Source organism: Aeromonas oralensis, from assembly GCF_049665575.1.
Taxonomy (GTDB): Bacteria; Pseudomonadota; Gammaproteobacteria; order Enterobacterales; family Aeromonadaceae; genus Aeromonas; species Aeromonas hydrophila.
Map to the genome: position 1 here is coordinate 3,763,940 of NZ_CP187186.1, position 18,561 is coordinate 3,782,500.

Consider the following 18,561-nt stretch of genomic DNA (forward strand, 5'->3'; position numbering starts at 1 on the left):
GAAAAAGGCCGGACTGGCAATTCATACCAGTCCGGCCTTTTTGCATCCCGATATCCCGTTTTATGCCTTGGCCACGAACCAGGGGTTGAGGATGTCCGGCTTGTTGTAGCACAGCGGCGAGCCATCGAGCTGGCTGACTCTGCCGCCCGCCCCCTCCAGCACCGCCTGCGCCGCACCAGTATCCCACTCGCAGGTGGGTGCGAGGCGCGGGTAAAGCTCGGCGCCCCCTTCGGCGATGACGCAGAACTTGAGCGAACTGCCCATGGAGACCAGCTCAATCTCGCCCCGCGCCATGTCACCAAAGTCCGCCAGGTAATCCAGGGTTGCCTGGGAGAGGTGATTGCGACTGCCTACCACCCGCCAGGGCGTGCCTTCCTGATGAGGTCGGCTCTGGATGGCCTCACGCTTGCCATCAGCCACCCGCCAGGCCCCCAGCTCCTTACCGCCATACCAGAGCTGGTCCAATACCGGGGCATAGACCAGTCCCCAACGCGGTGCTCCCTCTTCAATCAGGGCGATATTGACGGTGAACTCGCCGTTGCGGGAAACGAACTCCTTGGTGCCGTCCAGCGGGTCCACCAGCCAGTAGCGGGACCAGCCGAGCCGTGCGCTCATCAACTCAGGATCTGACTCCTCCGACAGCACGGGGATCTCGGGCGTCAGCCGGGCCAGCGCCTGCACAATCACCTCATGCGCCCCCTTGTCGGCGGCGGTCAAGGGGCTTTCGTCCTGCTTGTACTCCACTGCAAAGGGCTGACTGTAGATGGCCATGATGGCGTCACCGGCGGCGCGGGCGATGGGCTCCAGCTCGGAAATCGCGGGAAAAAACATAAGAAAAGACATCCTGGTCAAATGGTTAGCACAGTGTACCTAGTTTGGATAAAGGAAGCTTATAGCCGTTTGCTCTGACTTATACAGTGTCAGATATGACAGACAAAAAGTGGCGCGACTCGGCTAATTCTCAATAGGCATACCAAACCACACAAGGACGTGCCGCCATGAACTACAAGACCCTGACCGCCACCCTGCTGCTGAGCTGCCTGCCCCTGTTCAGCCAGCCTCTGCTGGCCGCCGACAAGCCTGCTGCCAAGCCGGCAACCACGGTCACCGCCGCCAAGGAGAGCGGCAAGGTGAACCTCAACACCGCTAGTATCAATGAGTTGACTGCGCTCAAGGGCATTGGCGAGAAGAAGGCACAGGCCATCGTCGATTACCGCGAGAAGCAGGGCAAGTTCACTACCGTGGATCAGCTGGCCGATGTGAGCGGTATCGGACCCGCCACGCTGGAAGCAAATCGGGACATGATTATCGTCAAGTAACCGATCCATACCCCTTCCATCATAAGGGCAGCCTGTGGCTGCCCTATTTTTCTTCGGGTATCATGGGCCCACTTTGTATCTCTGGACTCTCTCCATGAAAAAGACACCACTCGTTGTACGCAAAGCCGTTCTTCCCGTCGCCGGTCTGGGCACCCGCATGCTGCCAGCCACCAAGGCCATCCCCAAGGAGATGCTGCCCGTCGTCGACAAACCGCTGATCCAGTATGTGGTGCGCGAAGCCATCGCCGCCGGCATCAAGGAGATCATCCTGGTCACCCACTCGAGCAAGAACTCCATCGAAAACCACTTCGACAAGAGCTTCGAGCTGGAAGCGACCCTCGAGAAGCGGGTCAAGCGGCAACTGCTGGAAGAGGTGCAACACATCTGCCCGAAAGACGTCACCATCATGCACGTCCGCCAGGGGGAAGCCAAAGGTCTGGGACACGCGGTGCTCTGCGCCCGTCCGCTGATCGGCGACAACCCGTTTGCGGTGCTGCTGCCGGACGTGCTGATCGACGAGGTGGCCAGCGACCTCAAGCAGGACAACCTGGCCGAGATGGTGCACATGTTCGAAGAGGATCACATCAGCCAGATCATGGTGGAAGCCGTCCCCGAGAGTGAAGTGGACAAATACGGCATCGCCGACATCAAGGGAGAGGCGCTGAGCGAGGGCATGTCTCTGCCGATGCAGGCCATCGTAGAGAAACCCCCCGTGATGAGGCCCCCTCCAATCTGGCCGTGGTCGGCCGTTACGTGCTCTCTTCCAACATCTGGCCGTTGCTGGAGAAGACCCCCGCCGGTGCCGGTGACGAGATCCAGCTGACCGATGCCATCGCCATGCTGATGGAACAGGAGCAGGTGAATGCCTACTTCATGAAAGGGCGCAGCCACGACTGCGGCAGCAAGTTCGGTTACATGAAAGCCAACGTGGAATATGCAGTGCGCCATCCGGAACTGAACGGCGAATTTATCACTTGGTTGAAACAGTTTGCCAAGCAGCTGTAATAGCTGAATATTTAACCTATTAATGGAATAAAACACTGGGCATCATTCGATGCCCTTTTTCATTTTATAAACATATATTCAACCATTGATAGATAAAATATCGCTAAATCATAATATTGTAATTTAATCACGCTTGTTCTATAAGGATTATGGCTTGTTCCTAGCCCTTGCATAAAATTTCTAAAAAAATATAAGACACAGGTGGAAGTTCCAATGAATAATCCGTCCAAAGGGACCTTTTTAGGTCACCCTAAAGGGCTTTTTTTGCTCTTTAGTACCGAACTGTGGGAGAGATTCTCCTATTACGGCATGCGTGCCGTGCTCGTGCTCTATCTGACTGACATGACTGCCAACGGCGGGATGGGCTGGACTCAGGCCGATGCCCTCAAGCTGTACGGCATCTATACCGGTCTGGTCTACATCACCCCGATCATCGGCGGCTGGCTGGCAGATACCTTCCTCGGCCAACGCCGCGCCATTCTGTTTGGTGCCGTACTGATGGCCGCCGGCCAATTTACCCTGGCGCTGCCGCACGCCATGTTCCCGGACATGGTCAACACCGTCTTCTACTCGGGTCTCGGCTTGCTGATCGTGGGTAACGGTCTGTTCAAACCGAACATCTCCACCATGGTGGGTGACCTGTATCAGGAAGGTGACCACCGTCGTGACGGCGCCTTCACCATCTTCTACATGGGTATCAATCTGGGCTCCCTGCTGGCCGGTGTGATCTGTGGCGCCGCCGCAACCGCCTATGGCTGGCAAGCCGCCTTCGTCAGCGCCGGTATCGGCATGCTGCTCTCCCTGGTGGTGCAGGCTACCATGGCTCAGCGTTTCTTGGGTGACATCGGCCGCGTGCCGGCCGCCCAGCGCGCCGCTGAGCAGCGCTCCAAGGAGCAGAAGGCTCCGCTGACCAAGCAGGAAGTGGATCGCATCAAGGTCATCCTGGTGCTGGGTCTGTTCACCATCATCTTCTGGGCCGGCTTCGAGCAGGCCGGTGGTCTGATGAACCTGTACGCGCAGGAGTATACCGACCGCATGATCGGCAGCTTCGAAGTGCCGACCGCCTGGTTCCAGTCCCTGAACCCCTTCTTCATTATCACGCTGGCCCCCATCGTTGCCGCCATCTGGATCAAGCTCGGCAAGAAAGAGCCGAACTCCCCGGTGAAGTTCGCCATGGGCCTGCTGTTCCTGGCCGTGGGCTTCCTGTTCATGATCGGTGCCGTGCTGGAGCAAGGTGGTGATCAGGCCGTCAAGACCTCCATGTTCTGGCTGGTCGGAGCCTACCTGTTCCACACCCTGGGCGAGCTCTGCCTCTCCCCGATTGGCCTCTCCATGGTGACCAAGCTGGCTCCGCTGCGCCTGGCCTCCCTGATGATGGGTGCCTGGTTCGGCTTCGTGGCCCTGGCCAACTATGCCGCCGGTTTCATCGGCTCCTTCGTCGGCGAATCCGGTGCCATGGCCATCTTCGGTGGCATCGCATTGGCCGCCGTGATCAGCGCGCTGATCCTGCTGACCATGGCCAATCGCCTGGTCTACTGGATGCACGGTGCAGAAGGTCCGGCCAAAGAGCCGCAGGAACACGACAAGAAGCTGCAATCTGCCGCCGTCTAAGCGGTCAAGATTGTCAGCAACAAAGAGGGTGCCCATGGGCGCCCTCTTTGTATGTGGCCGTCTGACACGGCCTCAATGATGTCGAACCTGCACATGCAGGGCACTGCCGCTGTCACTGCGAAACTGCAGGTCAAAGGGTTCATGCCAGCTGCGCCTGTGCAAGGCGTAGTGGCTGGTACGCAGCAGACCGAGCGGCAAGCCGCCGGAGCGCACCAGCCAGTGGGGTGAAGTCAGCCCGGCATTGGCAAAGACCAGCCCGTCCTCCTGGTCAAACAACAAGGCGGCCATGGCGAAGGAGTGGCGCAGGCCGGATTCGACCAGCTGCAGATTGAGGTAATCGAGCAACCGGTGGGGCTGGGTCAGCAGCAGACTCTCGCCACGCTGAAACTGGCGATACGGGGCGTTCATCAGGGAGCGCACCAGGGCGCCGCAGAAGGCGGCATCCACCCCGAGGATCGGCAGCTCCATCACTAGCACCAGCAGCTTGTCATCCACCTTGAAGGTATCGGGAATGAACAGATTGCCCATCCCTTCAAAGGTGACCTGCCAGGGCCCCCACTCCTGCAAGCCCGGCGGCTTCAACCAGGCCAGCAGCCGGGTCGCCGCCTGGTCGTGTTCGCGAAAGAAGTCGATGTGCTCCATCAACTCCAGCTGTTGTCCATAACCGTGGTTGGCGCTCAGGCACTGCTCTATGCTGCGACGCACCTGACCGAAGTCCGAGATGGGCTTGAGCAGGAAATCGCGGGCACCGGCGCGCAGCGCTCGCTCGACCGCCTCCATCTTGCTCTGGGCCGAAATGACGATGACAGGAATATGAGGGTAGCGGGCCGTGAGACAGGCGATCACCTCATGCCCATCCATGTTGGGCATGTTCAAATCACATAACACCACATCGGGGTGATAGAGAGCGGCGGCAGAGAGACCTTCAATGCCGTCTTCGGCCTGGAACACGCAGGCACCATCGTGAGCGAGATAATTGACCAGCGAGTGGCGAAAAACGGCTTCGTCCTCCACCACCAGGATCCGTAGTCCGGCTTTTGACATCTTGATAAAGCTCTTATTAGTCAACCAGTTATTTAGCCTCAAGCCTAGACCATAACCGACTGCATTGACCAATCAGATGATTGAATAATCGCCGAAAAATCCATGCCCGCTAGCTATTCTGGCGGCCAACTGCTTGAAATAAAGCAGCTAATGATGCTCATCGAAACTCAGCTTTTTCTCCTCTTTGCAGCTTGGCTGACAAAAAACAGCGTCATACGAAAACAAGCAACCCCGATTGCGGGCGAGCCGACCACCCGCCGGCGGTGCCGGGCATTGCCATCAATTGTATGAGGCTCCGCCATGGGGGATAATACCGCCACGTCCGTCAATGAAGCATGCCATGACCCCTGCCGAATACAGCGCCCTCGCCCATCCCAGATTGTCCCACCCGGCCCGCAGCCTCTATACCCTGCAGCTGCGCCGACTGGTGCTGGAAAATCAGCTGGCCAGGCTCAACTACCCCGAACTCGGCCGGGCGCTGGCGGTGGTCGACCCGGGCGATCCCAGCGGCTTTTCCTTTCAGGTCAATGCCCGCCAGCTGACCGAGCTGTTCGATGAGCTGATGGAGGCGGGGTTGCTGCAAGTCGAGGCGCAAAACGACAGTGAGCACTACCATCAGTGCCCGTTCCAGCTGCCGCTGCTGACCCAGCGGGTGCGCAGCCCGCTGCCGGAGCGCCCATTCCAGATGCACCTGCAATGGCGCCCGGATGCAGAGCTGCCAGCCCTCGCCCGCCTGTGCGGGGTGATCGATGCCAGCTACAACGAAGAGGATCTCGGCGAGTTCATCGCCTACTGGCTGGGGCGGCCCGAGGTGTTCGACTCCCAACACCAGTGGATGCTCAAGTTCATTCGCGCCCTCAAGACCCGCCGCTATACCCGCCGCAAGCCGATGGAGGTGCAGGGCTACCAGCAGGTGAACGTAACTTCCTCGATTGATACTGAATCAAATAAACGTGCGTTAGAGATCTTGAAAGACGCACGACGCCAACACGAAGCAAAAAAGAATCAAAAAGATGAGAACTAAACTCATCTTCCAGTAAATTTTCGCGAACATAGTAAGATATTGAGCTACGTGATCAGCATCCAAAAGGAGTGCCCAATGACTAAACCATATGAACCACACCTCCAGGATCTGAAAGAGATCGAAAATAAACTCCAAAAACAAACTCAAAACAAACAGGCTCAGAGGGCACATGACCCCGAACTGAGTAGCCATGTTAGTGGGCTGTTAGAACGTATCCGCCGCCTACAGGCCCAGACAGGTGGCAGCCAGTATGACTACGAGACCCTGCGTAAAGAGTACGACGCCAAGGCCAACGCCGAGGTACGCGAGCTGCAGAAGGCGGCCCGTCAGGAGCGGATCCAGAAACTGATCACCCAGGCCGACCTCAATCCGAATTGGGTATTTGAGAAAATGGATACCACAGACCCAATCCTGCAATATCCGATAGAAACAGCGCGTCAATTCATCTGCGGTTTTGAACAATGGGGAGGGAGTTGCATGCTAATCCATGGAGACTATGGAACCGGCAAGTCCACTCTAGCTGGTGCAGTCGCTCACGAACTAATCTCCCTTCACCAGAAATCGGTGATCTTCCAGCAGTGGGCCTCCATCGTCGATCGCCTCTTCTTCAACGTCATCCCCGACCAAGAAGAACGCAACCAGTATCGCCGCGCACTGGAAGAGGTGGATCTGCTGATCATCGATGAAGTAGCAGCCAACCGCGCCAAAATGGCGGAGAGCCAGTCCAGCTTCCTCGGCCACCTGCTGCGCCGCCGTCGCAACCTGTCAAAGAGCGTCATCTTAATTACTAACCATACGCCAGAGACCCTGCATCAGGCGATCGGGGACTTTTGCTTTGAAGCCCTTAAGGCATTCAGCCCTGCTGTTGCTATCCATATGAATGGCCCCAGCCGTCGCCCCAGCATCGGCAACTACAACGGCTGATGCCTCTCAAAGAGTGCGAGTCGCTGGCGGCTCGCACCTTCTCCTCCTTGCCGCCTCACAAATAGAAACAACTCTCATTTACAGCAAGCACACAAGCCACTAGGCTAGCCCCTTTTGCCAAGGGAGCTCAGCTATGCCAACCACACTGATTTTCGGAGCCAGCCGCGGGCTGGGCCGCGCCTTTACTCATCACGCCCTGAACCAGGGGCACCGGGTCGTTGCGCTGGTACGCAACCCCGAGATGGCCACAGAACTAGGTGCGCTGGGGGTCGAAGTGATCGAAGGGGATGCGCTGGATCCGGCTGCGGTGCAACAGGCATGTGCCCGTGCGGGGCAAGATGCACAGGTCGTCTCTACCCTTGGCAGCTTCCGTCAGGCCGCGCCGGTGGACTATCAGGGCAACCGCCATGTGATCGATGCCATGGAGCAGGCAGGCCTGAAACGGCTGCTGCTGGTCACCTCCCTCGGCTGCGGCGACAGCTGGCAATATTTGCCGCAGCGGGCCCGCGCTGCATTCGGTCACGAGGTGCGCCTCAAGAGTCTGGCGGAGAGCTGGCTGCAGACCAGCGCGCTCGAGTGGACCATACTGCGTCCGGCAGGTTTGCAGGATGGCGAGGCCACCGGTCAGGCCGTGCTGAGCCAGGGCGAGGAGGTGCACGGCCTGGTGCGTCGTGCCGACGTCGCCGCCTGCGGACTGCGTCTGCTGAGTGACAAGGCGGCACACAGCCAGATCTACGCCATCGGCGATCCCGACCTCCAGCGCGGCTAAAGCAGTGCCAGCTTCACTGAGTCCAGCGCATACAAAAACGGTCAGCCCTTGGGCTGACCGTTTTTCGCTTTAGTCCGCACACCGTCTCGCGCGCGCTTGTGCCATCCCGCTTAACCGGCGGTGGTTTCACTCTGCAAGGCAAGCTGGCTGGCAACCGGCAACGAGTGCTGCCGCCAGCGCAACAGCAGGCAGGCCAGCGCACCGTAGAGCAGTGCCAGCCCCCACAGCTGCCACCAGTAGTGGGAGACCTGAGCAAACTCAGCCCCCATCTGGTTGAGCCGCAGAAAACCTTCGATGGCCGGGGTGCTCGGCACCCACTGCGCCAGCCAGTTGAGCGGAGTCGGGATCAGCTCAAGCGGCCAGATGAAGCCGGCCAGAAAGACCAGCGGCAGCGAGGAGACAAGCACTACCTGAGTCGGCAAATCCCGGCGGGTAAACAGTGCCCCCAGCACAACTCCCAGCCAGGTGGTTGCCAGCAGGAACGGCAGGGTGAACAGCCAGAGTGCGGCCGGCTCGGCGGTGCGCACTATGTTGTAGTGATCAAAACAGAAGCCGAAGAAGTAGCTCACCGGCAGCACGAACAGCCCCCCACCACCAGGGTGCGGGCCAGCAGCAGTGGCAGGATGGGAGCATGCTGCCAGTAACCCTCCTCGCCGCGCTGGCTGCGCTGGTTCTGGGTCGCCCCCAGGATGCCGGTGCCCATCAGCAGCACCTGGTGCAGGATCAGCACGAATACCGCCGGCACCACGTAGTTCACATAGCCCATGGTGGGGTTGAACACCGGCAGCACGTTGAGCGCCACCGCATTCCAGCCCATGGCGGCCTGCGGCAAGGCCTCACCGTGGCTCAGCAATCTGGCGACCTTCACCTGAGCGGCCAGGGTGCCGCCCGCCTGGGCCAGCCCCTCGGCAATGGTGCCGTAAACCAGGAAGTAGGAGGCATCGCCGGCATAGCCGAGAGTGACGCTCTTGCCCTGCATCAGATCCCGATAGAAGTGGCGGGGGATGTGCAAAATGCCGCTGCCCTGCCCCGCCAGCAGCAATGCACGAGCCTCATCCAGACTGCCCGCCCGCGCCACCAGTTTTACCTGCGGCGTGGCATCGGCCATGAACTCCAGCTGGCGCGACAGCTGACTGCCATCCTCGTTGACCACCACCACCGCCTCTTCCCGCGGCAGCTGGTGCAGATAGGGCTGCGGATAGAGGAAGGAGTAAAAGAAGACGCCGCCGAACAGGGTGAGCATGATGGCCCTGTCCGCCAGCAGGGTGCGCAGCTCGAGGCGCAGCAGATCCCAGAAACCTAGCATGTCATTGGCTCCTTCCACCGCCAGGAGGCAGCAATTTGTGGCGCCAGCGAGAGGCACAGGTCGATCGGCCGCCACTCAAGGCGTGGCAAACCCCAGCATTCCATCATGACCTGGGCTCCTCATTAACGGGGGTCGCGCTCGCCTGGGCCTGATAGCGGCGAACCACCAACAGCAGGGGCAGCAGAAACAGCAGCAGGGCGCCAAACTGGGGCAGCGCCGCCGCCAGCGGTTGACCGTAGTTGGTCTGACCTATCTGCAGCTCGACATAGTGGGAGATGGGCAGCAGGCTGCGCCAGAACTGGGCGAAATCCCCCATGGCACTGACCGGAAAGGTGACCCCCATGAAGGCAAAGCCCGGCGCGGTGTAGGCACCGGCCAGCGACAGGGCGCGGGCCGGATCCCGGATGATGCCGTAGAAGAAGGCCCCCATGCTGACGCAGGCGGCCGACGCCAGCCCCAGTCCTGCCGTCAACACCAGCCAGCTGCCCTGCATCGGGTAACCAAACCCCTTGAACAGCAGCAGGCTCCAGCCCAGCCCCCAGCCCCAGCCAATCAGCACGTGGGGCAGCAGGGTGCGCCAGAGACCGAACCAGACCCCTTTGGTAGTCCAGTCCAGCCCCAGCCGATCGGTGCGGGCCAGCGCATTGATGCCGTAGAGCACCACCAGGATCTGCCACACCGCCGGCAACAGGGCACTCAGCAAAAACTGGGCATAGCTGGAGTTGATGTTGTAGAGCGCCGTCACCTGGCTGGCGATGGGCACCGCCTGCCCCAGCGCACCGGGCAGCGCCTTGCCGCCCGCCATGGCCGAGAGCACGCCCACCTGACCGTTGAGCGTCCCGACCACTTGGGCCAGCGCCGAGTTGACCAGCTTGGCGATCAGGATGAACTGGCCGTTGTTGAATACGGTGACCTGCGGCTGGGTGCCTTGCCGGGCATCGCGCTCAAGGTGGTTTGGCAGCACGACCAGGGCGTAGATGTCGCCCCCTCGCAGTGCGCGGGCCCCTGCCTCGATGGAATCAAACTGCTGGGCGACCTTGAGTCCGGCGGAGGCATCCAGCGAGAAGGCCAGCTCACGTGACAGCAGGCTCTGATCCAGATCCACCAGACCTATCTTGAGATCCCGCGCCAGCCCTGCCGAAAAGACCCAGCAGAGGATCCCTATCAGCAACAGGGGTAGCCAGCTTGCCAGCGCCCGGCCGAACGGATCCTGCCACAGCAACCGCCATTCACGTCCCATCAGAGTTCGACCAGCACGCTCATGCCGACCCGCAGCCCCTCAACCGGTTGCAGCGGGCGCGCCTCTACCTGGAAGCTCTTCATGTCAAAGCCCTGGCGGGTATCGGTGGCACGCCAGGTGGCGAAATCCCCCATCACGGCCACATGGGTCACCTTGAAGCGCACCGTCTGCTCGCCCAGGCCGGGAATACGGGCATCGAACTCGGTACCCAGCGCAAAGCGGGGCAACAGATCTTCACGCACGTGGAACTGGGCCCAAGCATCGCTCATGTCGAGCAGGGTCACCACCGGGAAGCCCTGCGGCGCCAGCTCTCCGCTGCGCAGCAGCACCTGGGAGACTTCCCCGGTGTGCGGGCTGGCGATGCGGGTATCGGCCAGGTAGGCCTCCACTTCGGCCACACCACCGGCTGCCATCTTGGCCTGCTCGCGCGCCGCAATCTTGGTCTCTTCCCGCGCCCCTTCCAGGGTCATCTGGTATTGCTGCCAGGCCATGCCTTCGCTGTACTTGGCCGCCTGCCAGGCGGTCCAGGCCTCATCGCGCTTTTGCAGCGGCATCACGCCATCCCGATGCAGGCTGGCGATGCGCTCGTAAGTCTTGCCACGCAGCAGCGCGGCTGCCTTGGCCTTTTGCCACTGATCCTTGGCGGCGGCAATCTGCTGCGCGCGCGCCCTTTCTCGGCCTCTTCGGCCATGGCGCCAGCCGCCGCCTGGCCGGCCTTGGCCTGGCTCAGCTTGGCTTCGATTTCCGGACTGGCCAGGGTAAACACCAGCTGATCTTTGGCAAGCTGTTCACCCTTTTTAACCAGTACCTCGTCGATGCGCCCCGCCACCTTGGAGGAGACGGAGTACTGCTGCGCCTCGATCTGCCCCTGCAGGCGCACTGGCTCCGGCTGATAGGCCAGCCAGAAACGCCAGCCCAGCCAGATGACCAGCAGCACCAGCGCCAGTGGCAGCAACAGCGGCTTGGCCTGGCTCATCTTCTTCTTGATGGGGGGATGACTCATGCATTCACCTCGGCAAACGGGCGACCCTTGGCGGTCGAAACAGACATGAAAAAAGGAGCAGAGTGGCGCGCGATCATGAATTCACCTCGATCACTTGCCCATGCTGATATTGATTGAAACTGTTCATCTGACCGGAGAGCGCCAAGAGGCGGGCCAGCGAGATCACGTATTGATAAGCGGCAGCGGCGCGCTGGGTCTTGACCCCGGCCAACTGGTTGCGGGCATCCACCACGTCGAGGGAGGTAGAGAGTCCCTGCCCGAACGCCTTGTCCCGCAGCAGCACGTTCTCCTCGGCCAGCGCCTGGGTGGAAGAGAGCGACTGGAACTCCTCCAGCCCCTGCGCCGCCTCGCGCCAGGTCTTCTCGACCAGCAGCTCCAGATCCTGGCGGGTCTTGGCCTGCAGCAGATTGACCTGCAGCTCGGCGCTCTTGGCCGCCTGTACCGTCTCGGAGCGGCCGTCACGGCTCACCAGCGGCATGCTGACGCCCACCCCGACCAGCCAGTCCGGCGTGGTCTTGGAGGCCAGCGAATCATCCTCATAGAGGTTGTAGTTGCCGAACAGGAACAGCTCGGGGGCGTACTTGCCCTTCTCCAGCTTGATCATCCCCTGCGCCTGCTCCTTCTTGGCCGTCAGCAGCTTGAGACCGGGATGCACCGCCAGCGTCTCCTGCACCAGGGCGTCGAGCTCGGGCATCTGCTGGTTGATGAAGAGCTGGGTGTTGGGCTCGGCCTGCTTGAGCTTGAGCATGTGGCCAAGGGCCAGCTGGGCGATCTCCAGGCTACGCCTTGCCTTCTGGGTATCGATGCGCGCTCGGTCATAGGCCGACTGGGCGGAGAGACGTTCGACCCGGGCAATCTGGCCCTGGGCCTCCAGCTTCTTGGCATGCTCCAGATGGCGGGACAGCCCCTGCTCGATCTCCTGCTTGGTCTGCACCACCTGGGCCGCCAGCACCACGCCGAAGTAGGTCTGGGAGAGGCTTTCGAAGGTGGACTGCTGCTTGAGCACCAGCAACTGCTGCGCCTCGCTCACCTGGGCCTGGCGAATGTCCTGCGCCGCATCGATGCGGCCACCGGTAAACAGCGGCCACAGCATCTTGACCGAACTGGTCACCACGTTCTGCTTGGTGAGGGGGGTGACGAAGTCGTTGGGCGTCAGCTTGAGCGCCTGCATGATGGGCGCCAGCACCTTGCCGAATTCCGGATGGTTGGCGATGGGGTTGAGATCCATCATGTCGAGCTCCATCGGCTGATCGAGGTGGGTATAGCTGGCCCCCACATCCACCTTGGGCAGATACATGGCCTTGGCCGCCTCGCGCAGTTGCTGCGCCCGCTCCACCCCTGCCTGCTCGGCCGCCAGCCCGTCATCCTGGCGGATGACCCGACTCCAGGCTTCGCTGAAACTGACCGTCTGGGCCTGGGCCGAACCCAGCACGGCGCCAAGCAGACACGGGTAGAGAGATTTGATGAACCTTGCCGTCATACATCCCCAATCTGTTTGTAATGAAATTGTTTGGAGCCTTTGCTCGATACAAGCTCGCTATCATAACGCAAACCGGTCCGGGATGGGGACAGGCAAATCGCCTCTCCACTCACCCATTTGGCCCCGCCAGTCCGGCTCGACAATATGTCTGATTTTCAAGCACTCCTGAATTTGCAAGCCTTGGCGCGACGTTTTTTTCAGAAAAAAATGGCTGACGCTCAAATACTAACCTTTTCTCCTGACTAAAAAATGCGTAATATACGCCGCCCTAAGCCGATGGTAACCGTGGAATGCAGATAGGTCCCCACACGCTTGAAACTCCCCTGATTGTGGCTCCCATGGCCGGTGTAACAGACCGACCATTTCGTGAACTTTGTTTGCGATTGGGCGCCGGCATGGCCGTTTCCGAGATGCTGCTGGCCAACCCGGATGTCTGGGATACCCAGAAAACCAGGATGAGAATGGATCACTCTGCAGAAGGTGGCTTGCGATCGGTCCAGATTGCCGGAGCCGACCCCGAGATGATGGCGTTTGCTGCCCGCTACAACGTGGAGCAGGGCGCTCAGATCGTCGACATCAACATGGGATGTCCGGCAAAAAAAGTGAATAAGAAGCTGGCAGGTTCCGCTCTGCTGCGCCAACCCGATCTGGTCAGAACCATCTGCCGGGCCGTGGTGGACGCAGTGGAGGTACCTGTCACCTTGAAGATCCGCACAGGATGGGATCCGGATAACCGCAATGGCGAGGAGATCGCCCGAATCGCCGAAGATTGCGGTATCGCGGCCCTTGCCGTGCATGGTCGTACCCGTACCGACCTCTATCGGGGCGAGGCGGAGTACGACACTATCAGGGCGATTAAGCAGGCCGTATCGATTCCTGTTGTCGCCAATGGCGACATAGACAGCCCGGAGAAGGCCCGGTATGTCCTCGACTATACCGGCGTTGATGCCGTGATGATCGGCCGTGCTGCGCAAGGACGACCCTGGATTTTCCGGGAAATCCGTCATTTTCTTGAGACGGGCACCAAGCTGCCGCCTCCCGAAAGGGAAGAGGTTCGCACCCTGATGAACGAGCATGTAACCAACCTGCACCGGTTTTATGGTGCATATCTGGGAGCGCGCATTGCCCGTAAACACGTGGGCTGGTATCTGGATGAAGAAGAGACGGGCCGAGAATTCCGTAAGCACTTCAATGCCCTGGATTGTGCAGATGCACAACTCGAGGCACTCGAAGCGTATTTCGATGGATTAGGTTAACGCATAACTAAAGAGCCGACCGAATATGTTCGAACAAACCCTGACTTCTGATGCATTGGTAACAACTACTCACAATCACGCTGCCGAGCCGACCCAGCGCCCCCTGCGTGACTCTGTGCAACAGGCCCTGCGTAACTACCTGGCCCAGTTGAACGGTCAGGAAGTGATTGATCTGTACGATATGGTTCTCTCCGAAGTCGAAGCTCCCATGCTGGACGTGATCATGCAGTACACCCGTGGTAACCAGACTCGCGCCGCCGTGATGATGGGCATCAACCGCGGTACTCTGCGCAAGAAACTCAAGCGCTACGGCATGAACTGATTTCAGTCAGCCTGCTGCAGTGCAGACGAAGGCGTATCCCAGCGATGGGATACGCCTTTTTCTATGCCCGGCATTTACCCTCTCACTCCACCGCCAGCTTGATGCCAAGCCCCACGAACAGCCCCCCATCAGGCGGTTGAGCCAGCGGCCCAACCAGCCAGGCAAGGCCATCCTGCGGCTCGCATAGGCGGTCGAGAAGGCCAGCAGATGGCACCAGATCATGCCGTTGAAATTGAAGATACAGCCCAGCACGATGAAGGCTAGCGCCTTCTGCGGTGCATCGGGAGCGATGAACTGGGGAACAAAGGCGAGGAAGAACAGGGCTACCTTGGGATTGAGCACATTGGTCAGCAACCCTTGCCGGAAGATCCGGCCGTAGGAGAGCGCAGGCAGCCGCACGGCAGGCTCGCGCACAGCCGGTGAGCCAGCCCCTTGCCACAGAAGCGAGCCTCCCAGATAGACCAGGTAGAGCGCCCCCATCAACTTGATGACGGCGAACAGCTCGGCCGAGGCACTCAGCAGAGCCGACAGTCCCAGCGCCGCCGCCAGCACATGCACCATGGTGCCCGTCCCTATTCCCAGCGCAGCCACAGAACCGGCCCGCCAGCCTTGTGAACCGCTGCGCAGCATGATGAGCAGGGAGTCAGGTCCCGGCATCATGTTCAATAGCAGACCGGATACGACAAACAACGCCAGATCGTGGATCCCCAACATACACAGCTCCTTATGCGTGAAAGAGACAGTCTATGGATCCAGCTTGCCTTGTCATCCCCCGCTGCAGCAATAGTGATCATCGACGAATGGAATAGCTGGACAGCTCAAGCGCTCAGATCCAGTGGCTGGAGGGAATGGTGAGATTTGAAAATGAGAAGATAAACATCGAGATATCGAGTGTTCGGCAGCCCGGCTGGAGCAATCACAAAGAAGGGGAAACGGTCTAACGGTAATAACTGGAACCAGAGCCAAGGCTGCAACACGCTGAATTTCAGACAATAAAAAACCCCGCTCAGATGAGCGGGGTTTCTCGTGTTGGGTGCCTGGCAGTGTCCTACTCTCGCATGGCGAATGCCACACTACCATCGGCGCTACCGCGTTTCACTTCTGAGTTCGGCATGGGATCAGGTGGTTCCACGGCGCTATGGCCGCCAGGCAAAATCTTCAATCTTGGAAAGCTGACGTGAATAACGACTTGGTCATTATCACTGAATTAGTAGTTCGCTTGGTATTTGCTACAAGGCCCAGAACACTTCTTGGGTGTTGTATGGTTAAGCCTCACGGGTAATTAGTATGGGTTAGCTCAACACGTCGCCGCGCTTACACACCCCACCTATCAACGTTGTGGTCTCCAACGGCCCTTTAGGACCCTCAAGGGGTCAGGGATGACTCATCTCAGGGCTCGCTTCCCGCTTAGATGCTTTCAGCGGTTATCGATTCCGAACTTAGCTACCGGGCAGTGCCACTGGCGTGACAACCCGAACACCAGAGGTTCGTTCACTCCGGTCCTCTCGTACTAGGAGCAACTCCCTTCAATCATCCAACGCCCACGGCAGATAGGGACCGAACTGTCTCACGACGTTCTGAACCCAGCTCGCGTACCACTTTAAATGGCGAACAGCCATACCCTTGGGACCGACTTCAGCCCCAGGATGTGATGAGCCGACATCGAGGTGCCAAACACCGCCGTCGATATGAACTCTTGGGCGGTATCAGCCTGTTATCCCCGGAGTACCTTTTATCCGTTGAGCGATGGCCCTTCCATTCAGAACCACCGGATCACTATGACCTACTTTCGTACCTGCTCGACCTGTCCGTCTCGCAGTTAAGCTGGCTTATGCCATTGCACTAACCTCCTGATGTCCGACCAGGATTAGCCAACCTTCGTGCTCCTCCGTTACTCTTTGGGAGGAGACCGCCCCAGTCAAACTACCCACCAGGCACTGTCCGCGACCCGGATTCACGGGCCTGCGTTAGAACATCAAACATACAAGGGTGGTATTTCAAGGACGGCTCCAGCGCAACTGGCGTCACGCCTTCAAAGCCTCCCACCTATCCTACACATGTAGGTTCAATGTTCAGTGCCAAGCTGTAGTAAAGGTTCACGGGGTCTTTCCGTCTAGCCGCGGGTACACCGCATCTTCACGGCGAATTCGATTTCACTGAGTCTCGGGTGGAGACAGCATGGCCATGGTTACACCATTCGTGCAGGTCGGAACTTACCCGACAAGGAATTTCGCTACCTTAGGACCGTTATAGTTACGGCCGCCGTTTACCGGGGCTTCGATCAAGAGCTTCGCTTGCGCTAACCCCATCAATTAACCTTCCGGCACCGGGCAGGTGTCACACCCTATACGTCCACTTTCGTGTTTGCAGAGTGCTGTGTTTTTGATAAACAGTCCCAGCCATCTGGTCACTGCGACTCCCGACAGCTCCATCCGCAAGGGACTTCACCATCAAGAGCGAACCTTCTCCCGAAGTTACGGTTCTATTTTGCCTAGTTCCTTCACCCGAGTTCTCTCAAGCGCCTTGGTATTCTCTACCCGACCACCTGTGTCGGTTTGGGGTACGATGACTTGTAATCTGAAGCTTAGAGGCTTTTCCTGGAAGCAGGGCATCAATGGCTTCCGCACCGTAGTGCGTTCGTCTCGTGTCTCAGTGTTGTGTCTCCGGATTTGCCTAGAAACACCACCTACGCACTTTCACCAGGACAACCGTCGCCTGGCCCACCTAGCCTTCTCCGTCCCCCCATCGCAATTACAAGTCGTGCAGGAATATTAACCTGCTTCCCATCGATTACGCCTTTCGGCCTCACCTTAGGGGTCGACTCACCCTGCCCCGATTAACGTTGGACAGGAACCCTTGGTCTTCCGGCGAGGAGGCTTTTCACCCCCTTTATCGTTACTTACGTCAGCATTCGCACTTCTGATATCTCCAGCATACCTCTCGATACACCTTCGCAGACTTACAGAACGCTCCCCTACCACTCACACTTAGTGTGAATCCGCGGCTTCGGTGCCTGGTTTGAGCCCCGTTACATCTTCCGCGCAGGCCGACTCGACTAGTGAGCTATTACGCTTTCTTTAAATGATGGCTGCTTCTAAGCCAACATCCTAGCTGTCTGAGCCTTCCCACATCGTTTCCCACTTAACCAGAACTTTGGGACCTTAGCCGGCGGTCTGGGTTGTTTCCCTCTTCACGACGGACGTTAGCACCCGCCGTGTGTCTCCCGGATATTACTTACTGGTATTCGGAGTTTGCATGGGGTTGGTAAGTCGGGATGACCCCCTAGCCCAAACAGTGCTCTACCCCCAGTAGTATTCGTCCGAGGCGCTACCTAAATAGCTTTCGGGGAGAACCAGCTATCTCCGAGTTTGATTGGCCTTTCACCCCCAGCCACAGGTCATCCCCTAACTTTGCAACGTTAGTGGGTTCGGTCCTCCAGTTGATGTTACTCAACCTTCAACCTGCCCATGGCTAGATCACCCGGTTTCGGGTCTACACCTTGCAACTAGACGCCCAGTTAAGACTCGGTTTCCCTACGGCTCCCCTATACGGTTAACCTCGCTACAAAATGTAAGTCGCTGACCCATTATACAAAAGGTACGCAGTCACCCCGAAGGGCTCCCACTGCTTGTACGTACACGGTTTCAGGTTCTATTTCACTCCCCTCACAGGGGTTCTTTTCGCCTTTCCCTCACGGTACTGGTTCACTATCGGTCAGTCAGGAGTATTTAGCCTTGGAGGATGGTCCCCCCATATTCAGACAGGATGTCACGTGTCCCGCCCTACTCGATTTCACATCAAGGTTGTTTTCGTGTACGGGGCTATCACCCTGTATCGCCGGCCTTTCCAGGACCGTTCCACTAACTTCCAAGATGCTTAAGGGCTAATCCCCGTTCGCTCGCCGCTACTGAGGGAATCTCGGTTGATTTCTTTTCCTCGGGGTACTTAGATGTTTCAGTTCTCCCGGTTCGCCTCGCTACGCTATGTATTCACGCAGCGATACCTAGCTTATGCTAAGTGGGTTTCCCCATTCGGAAATCCGTGAGTCGTAATGTCTCTTACCGACTGCTCACGGCTTATCGCAGGTTAGTACGTCCTTCATCGCCTCTGACTGCCAAGGCATCCACCATGTACGCTTAGTCACTTAACCATACAACCCCAAGAAGTGTCGTCGAAACGACGCGACTTGTTGCTGTACAACAAGGACCAAATAAAATTTGGTTTTCGCCAAGAAGTTTCCAAAGCACTTGTAACAAAT

At 58.8% G+C, this 18,561-nt stretch carries 11 protein-coding genes, 2 rRNA genes and 4 pseudogenes; 8 read left to right on the forward strand and 9 right to left on the reverse strand.

The window, feature by feature from the left end; genetic code table 11:
• Positions 1–60: 60 nt before the first annotated feature.
• Entirely contained in the window at positions 61–831 is a 771-nt protein-coding gene (gene cysQ, locus ACPDZI_RS17405) for a 3'(2'),5'-bisphosphate nucleotidase CysQ (RefSeq protein ID WP_438833547.1), read from the reverse strand.
• 167 nt (positions 832–998) lie between these two features.
• On the opposite strand from cysQ, the gene ACPDZI_RS17410 reads away from it, so the two are divergent.
• From ACPDZI_RS17410 to ACPDZI_RS17420, 3 genes and pseudogenes are all read left to right on the forward strand, one after another.
• A complete protein-coding gene (locus tag ACPDZI_RS17410) occupies positions 999–1,319 on the forward strand; it encodes a ComEA family DNA-binding protein (RefSeq protein ID WP_076362890.1) in 321 nt (106 codons plus the stop codon).
• Positions 1,320–1,413: 94 nt separating this feature from the next.
• Positions 1,414–2,324: pseudogene (galU, locus tag ACPDZI_RS17415) on the forward strand (UTP--glucose-1-phosphate uridylyltransferase GalU).
• Between the two features lie 213 nt (positions 2,325–2,537).
• Positions 2,538–3,935, forward strand: a complete 1,398-nt coding sequence (locus tag ACPDZI_RS17420; RefSeq protein ID WP_011707249.1) for a peptide MFS transporter — start codon at positions 2,538–2,540, stop codon at positions 3,933–3,935.
• Positions 3,936–4,007: 72 nt separating this feature from the next.
• Here ACPDZI_RS17420 and ACPDZI_RS17425 read toward each other — a convergent pair whose 3' ends face one another.
• The gene (locus ACPDZI_RS17425; protein WP_017410997.1) at positions 4,008–4,979 is read right to left on the reverse strand and encodes a response regulator; all 972 of its coding nucleotides are present in this window, start codon (positions 4,977–4,979) and stop codon (positions 4,008–4,010) included.
• 340 nt (positions 4,980–5,319) lie between these two features.
• Between ACPDZI_RS17425 and ACPDZI_RS17430 the strand changes: the two genes are divergently transcribed.
• The 3 genes from ACPDZI_RS17430 to ACPDZI_RS17440 all read left to right on the forward strand — a co-directional run bounded on the left by ACPDZI_RS17430 (position 5,320) and on the right by ACPDZI_RS17440 (position 7,696).
• Complete coding sequence (locus ACPDZI_RS17430) at positions 5,320–6,003, forward strand: DnaT-like ssDNA-binding domain-containing protein (protein WP_202012737.1); 684 nt, start codon at positions 5,320–5,322, stop codon at positions 6,001–6,003.
• Positions 6,004–6,078: 75 nt separating this feature from the next.
• Positions 6,079–6,927, forward strand: a complete 849-nt coding sequence (locus ACPDZI_RS17435) for a DnaA ATPase domain-containing protein (RefSeq protein WP_263681303.1) — start codon at positions 6,079–6,081, stop codon at positions 6,925–6,927.
• Between the two features lie 133 nt (positions 6,928–7,060).
• Positions 7,061–7,696, forward strand: a complete 636-nt coding sequence (locus ACPDZI_RS17440; RefSeq protein ID WP_202012741.1) for an SDR family oxidoreductase — start codon at positions 7,061–7,063, stop codon at positions 7,694–7,696.
• A 110-nt stretch (positions 7,697–7,806) separates the two neighbouring features.
• Here ACPDZI_RS17440 and ACPDZI_RS17445 read toward each other — a convergent pair.
• From ACPDZI_RS17445 to ACPDZI_RS17460, 4 genes and pseudogenes are all read right to left on the reverse strand, one after another.
• A pseudogene (locus ACPDZI_RS17445) lies at positions 7,807–9,002 on the reverse strand (ABC transporter permease).
• A 103-nt stretch (positions 9,003–9,105) separates the two neighbouring features.
• Positions 9,106–10,242, reverse strand: a complete 1,137-nt coding sequence (locus ACPDZI_RS17450) for an ABC transporter permease (RefSeq protein ID WP_323946262.1) — start codon at positions 10,240–10,242, stop codon at positions 9,106–9,108.
• Positions 10,242–11,245, reverse strand: a pseudogene (locus ACPDZI_RS17455) (HlyD family secretion protein). The gene ACPDZI_RS17450 and the pseudogene ACPDZI_RS17455 overlap by 1 nt, the downstream one beginning before the upstream one ends.
• Positions 11,246–11,318: 73 nt before the next feature.
• Positions 11,319–12,725 carry a TolC family protein gene (locus tag ACPDZI_RS17460; RefSeq protein ID WP_135319048.1) on the reverse strand — a complete coding sequence of 469 codons (1,407 nt, stop codon included), beginning with the start codon at positions 12,723–12,725 and terminating at the stop codon, positions 11,319–11,321.
• A 290-nt stretch (positions 12,726–13,015) separates the two neighbouring features.
• Between ACPDZI_RS17460 and dusB the strand changes: the two genes are divergently transcribed.
• Together dusB and fis are read left to right on the forward strand one after the other, a co-directional pair.
• A complete protein-coding gene (dusB, locus tag ACPDZI_RS17465; protein ID WP_029302666.1) occupies positions 13,016–13,981 on the forward strand; it encodes a tRNA dihydrouridine synthase DusB in 966 nt (321 codons plus the stop codon).
• 25 nt (positions 13,982–14,006) lie between these two features.
• The gene (fis, locus tag ACPDZI_RS17470; protein ID WP_005309538.1) at positions 14,007–14,303 is read left to right on the forward strand and encodes a DNA-binding transcriptional regulator Fis; all 297 of its coding nucleotides are present in this window, start codon (positions 14,007–14,009) and stop codon (positions 14,301–14,303) included.
• 82 nt (positions 14,304–14,385) lie between these two features.
• On the opposite strand, the pseudogene ACPDZI_RS17475 reads toward fis, so the two are convergent.
• The 3 genes and pseudogenes from ACPDZI_RS17475 to ACPDZI_RS17485 form a co-directional block, all read right to left on the reverse strand.
• Positions 14,386–15,017 (reverse strand): annotated as a pseudogene (locus ACPDZI_RS17475) (LysE family translocator).
• 321 nt (positions 15,018–15,338) lie between these two features.
• Positions 15,339–15,453 (reverse strand): 5S ribosomal RNA (gene rrf, locus ACPDZI_RS17480).
• Positions 15,454–15,564: 111 nt separating this feature from the next.
• Positions 15,565–18,453 (reverse strand): 23S ribosomal RNA (locus ACPDZI_RS17485).
• Positions 18,454–18,561 lie beyond the last annotated feature (108 nt).

Bases quoted from the DNA above. Each gene is read 5' to 3' on its own strand.
- cysQ (WP_438833547.1), bottom strand. From the start codon at position 831: ATGTTTTTTCCCGCGATTTCCGAGCTGGAGCCCATCGCCCGCGCCGCC.
- ACPDZI_RS17410 (WP_076362890.1), top strand. From the start codon at position 999: ATGAACTACAAGACCCTGACCGCCACCCTGCTGCTGAGCTGCCTGCCC.
- ACPDZI_RS17420 (WP_011707249.1), top strand. From the start codon at position 2,538: ATGAATAATCCGTCCAAAGGGACCTTTTTAGGTCACCCTAAAGGGCTT.
- ACPDZI_RS17425 (WP_017410997.1), bottom strand. From the start codon at position 4,979: ATGTCAAAAGCCGGACTACGGATCCTGGTGGTGGAGGACGAAGCCGTT.
- ACPDZI_RS17430 (WP_202012737.1), top strand. From the start codon at position 5,320: ATGACCCCTGCCGAATACAGCGCCCTCGCCCATCCCAGATTGTCCCAC.
- ACPDZI_RS17435 (WP_263681303.1), top strand. From the start codon at position 6,079: ATGACTAAACCATATGAACCACACCTCCAGGATCTGAAAGAGATCGAA.
- ACPDZI_RS17440 (WP_202012741.1), top strand. From the start codon at position 7,061: ATGCCAACCACACTGATTTTCGGAGCCAGCCGCGGGCTGGGCCGCGCC.
- ACPDZI_RS17450 (WP_323946262.1), bottom strand. From the start codon at position 10,242: ATGGGACGTGAATGGCGGTTGCTGTGGCAGGATCCGTTCGGCCGGGCG.
- ACPDZI_RS17460 (WP_135319048.1), bottom strand. From the start codon at position 12,725: ATGACGGCAAGGTTCATCAAATCTCTCTACCCGTGTCTGCTTGGCGCC.
- dusB (WP_029302666.1), top strand. From the start codon at position 13,016: ATGCAGATAGGTCCCCACACGCTTGAAACTCCCCTGATTGTGGCTCCC.
- fis (WP_005309538.1), top strand. From the start codon at position 14,007: ATGTTCGAACAAACCCTGACTTCTGATGCATTGGTAACAACTACTCAC.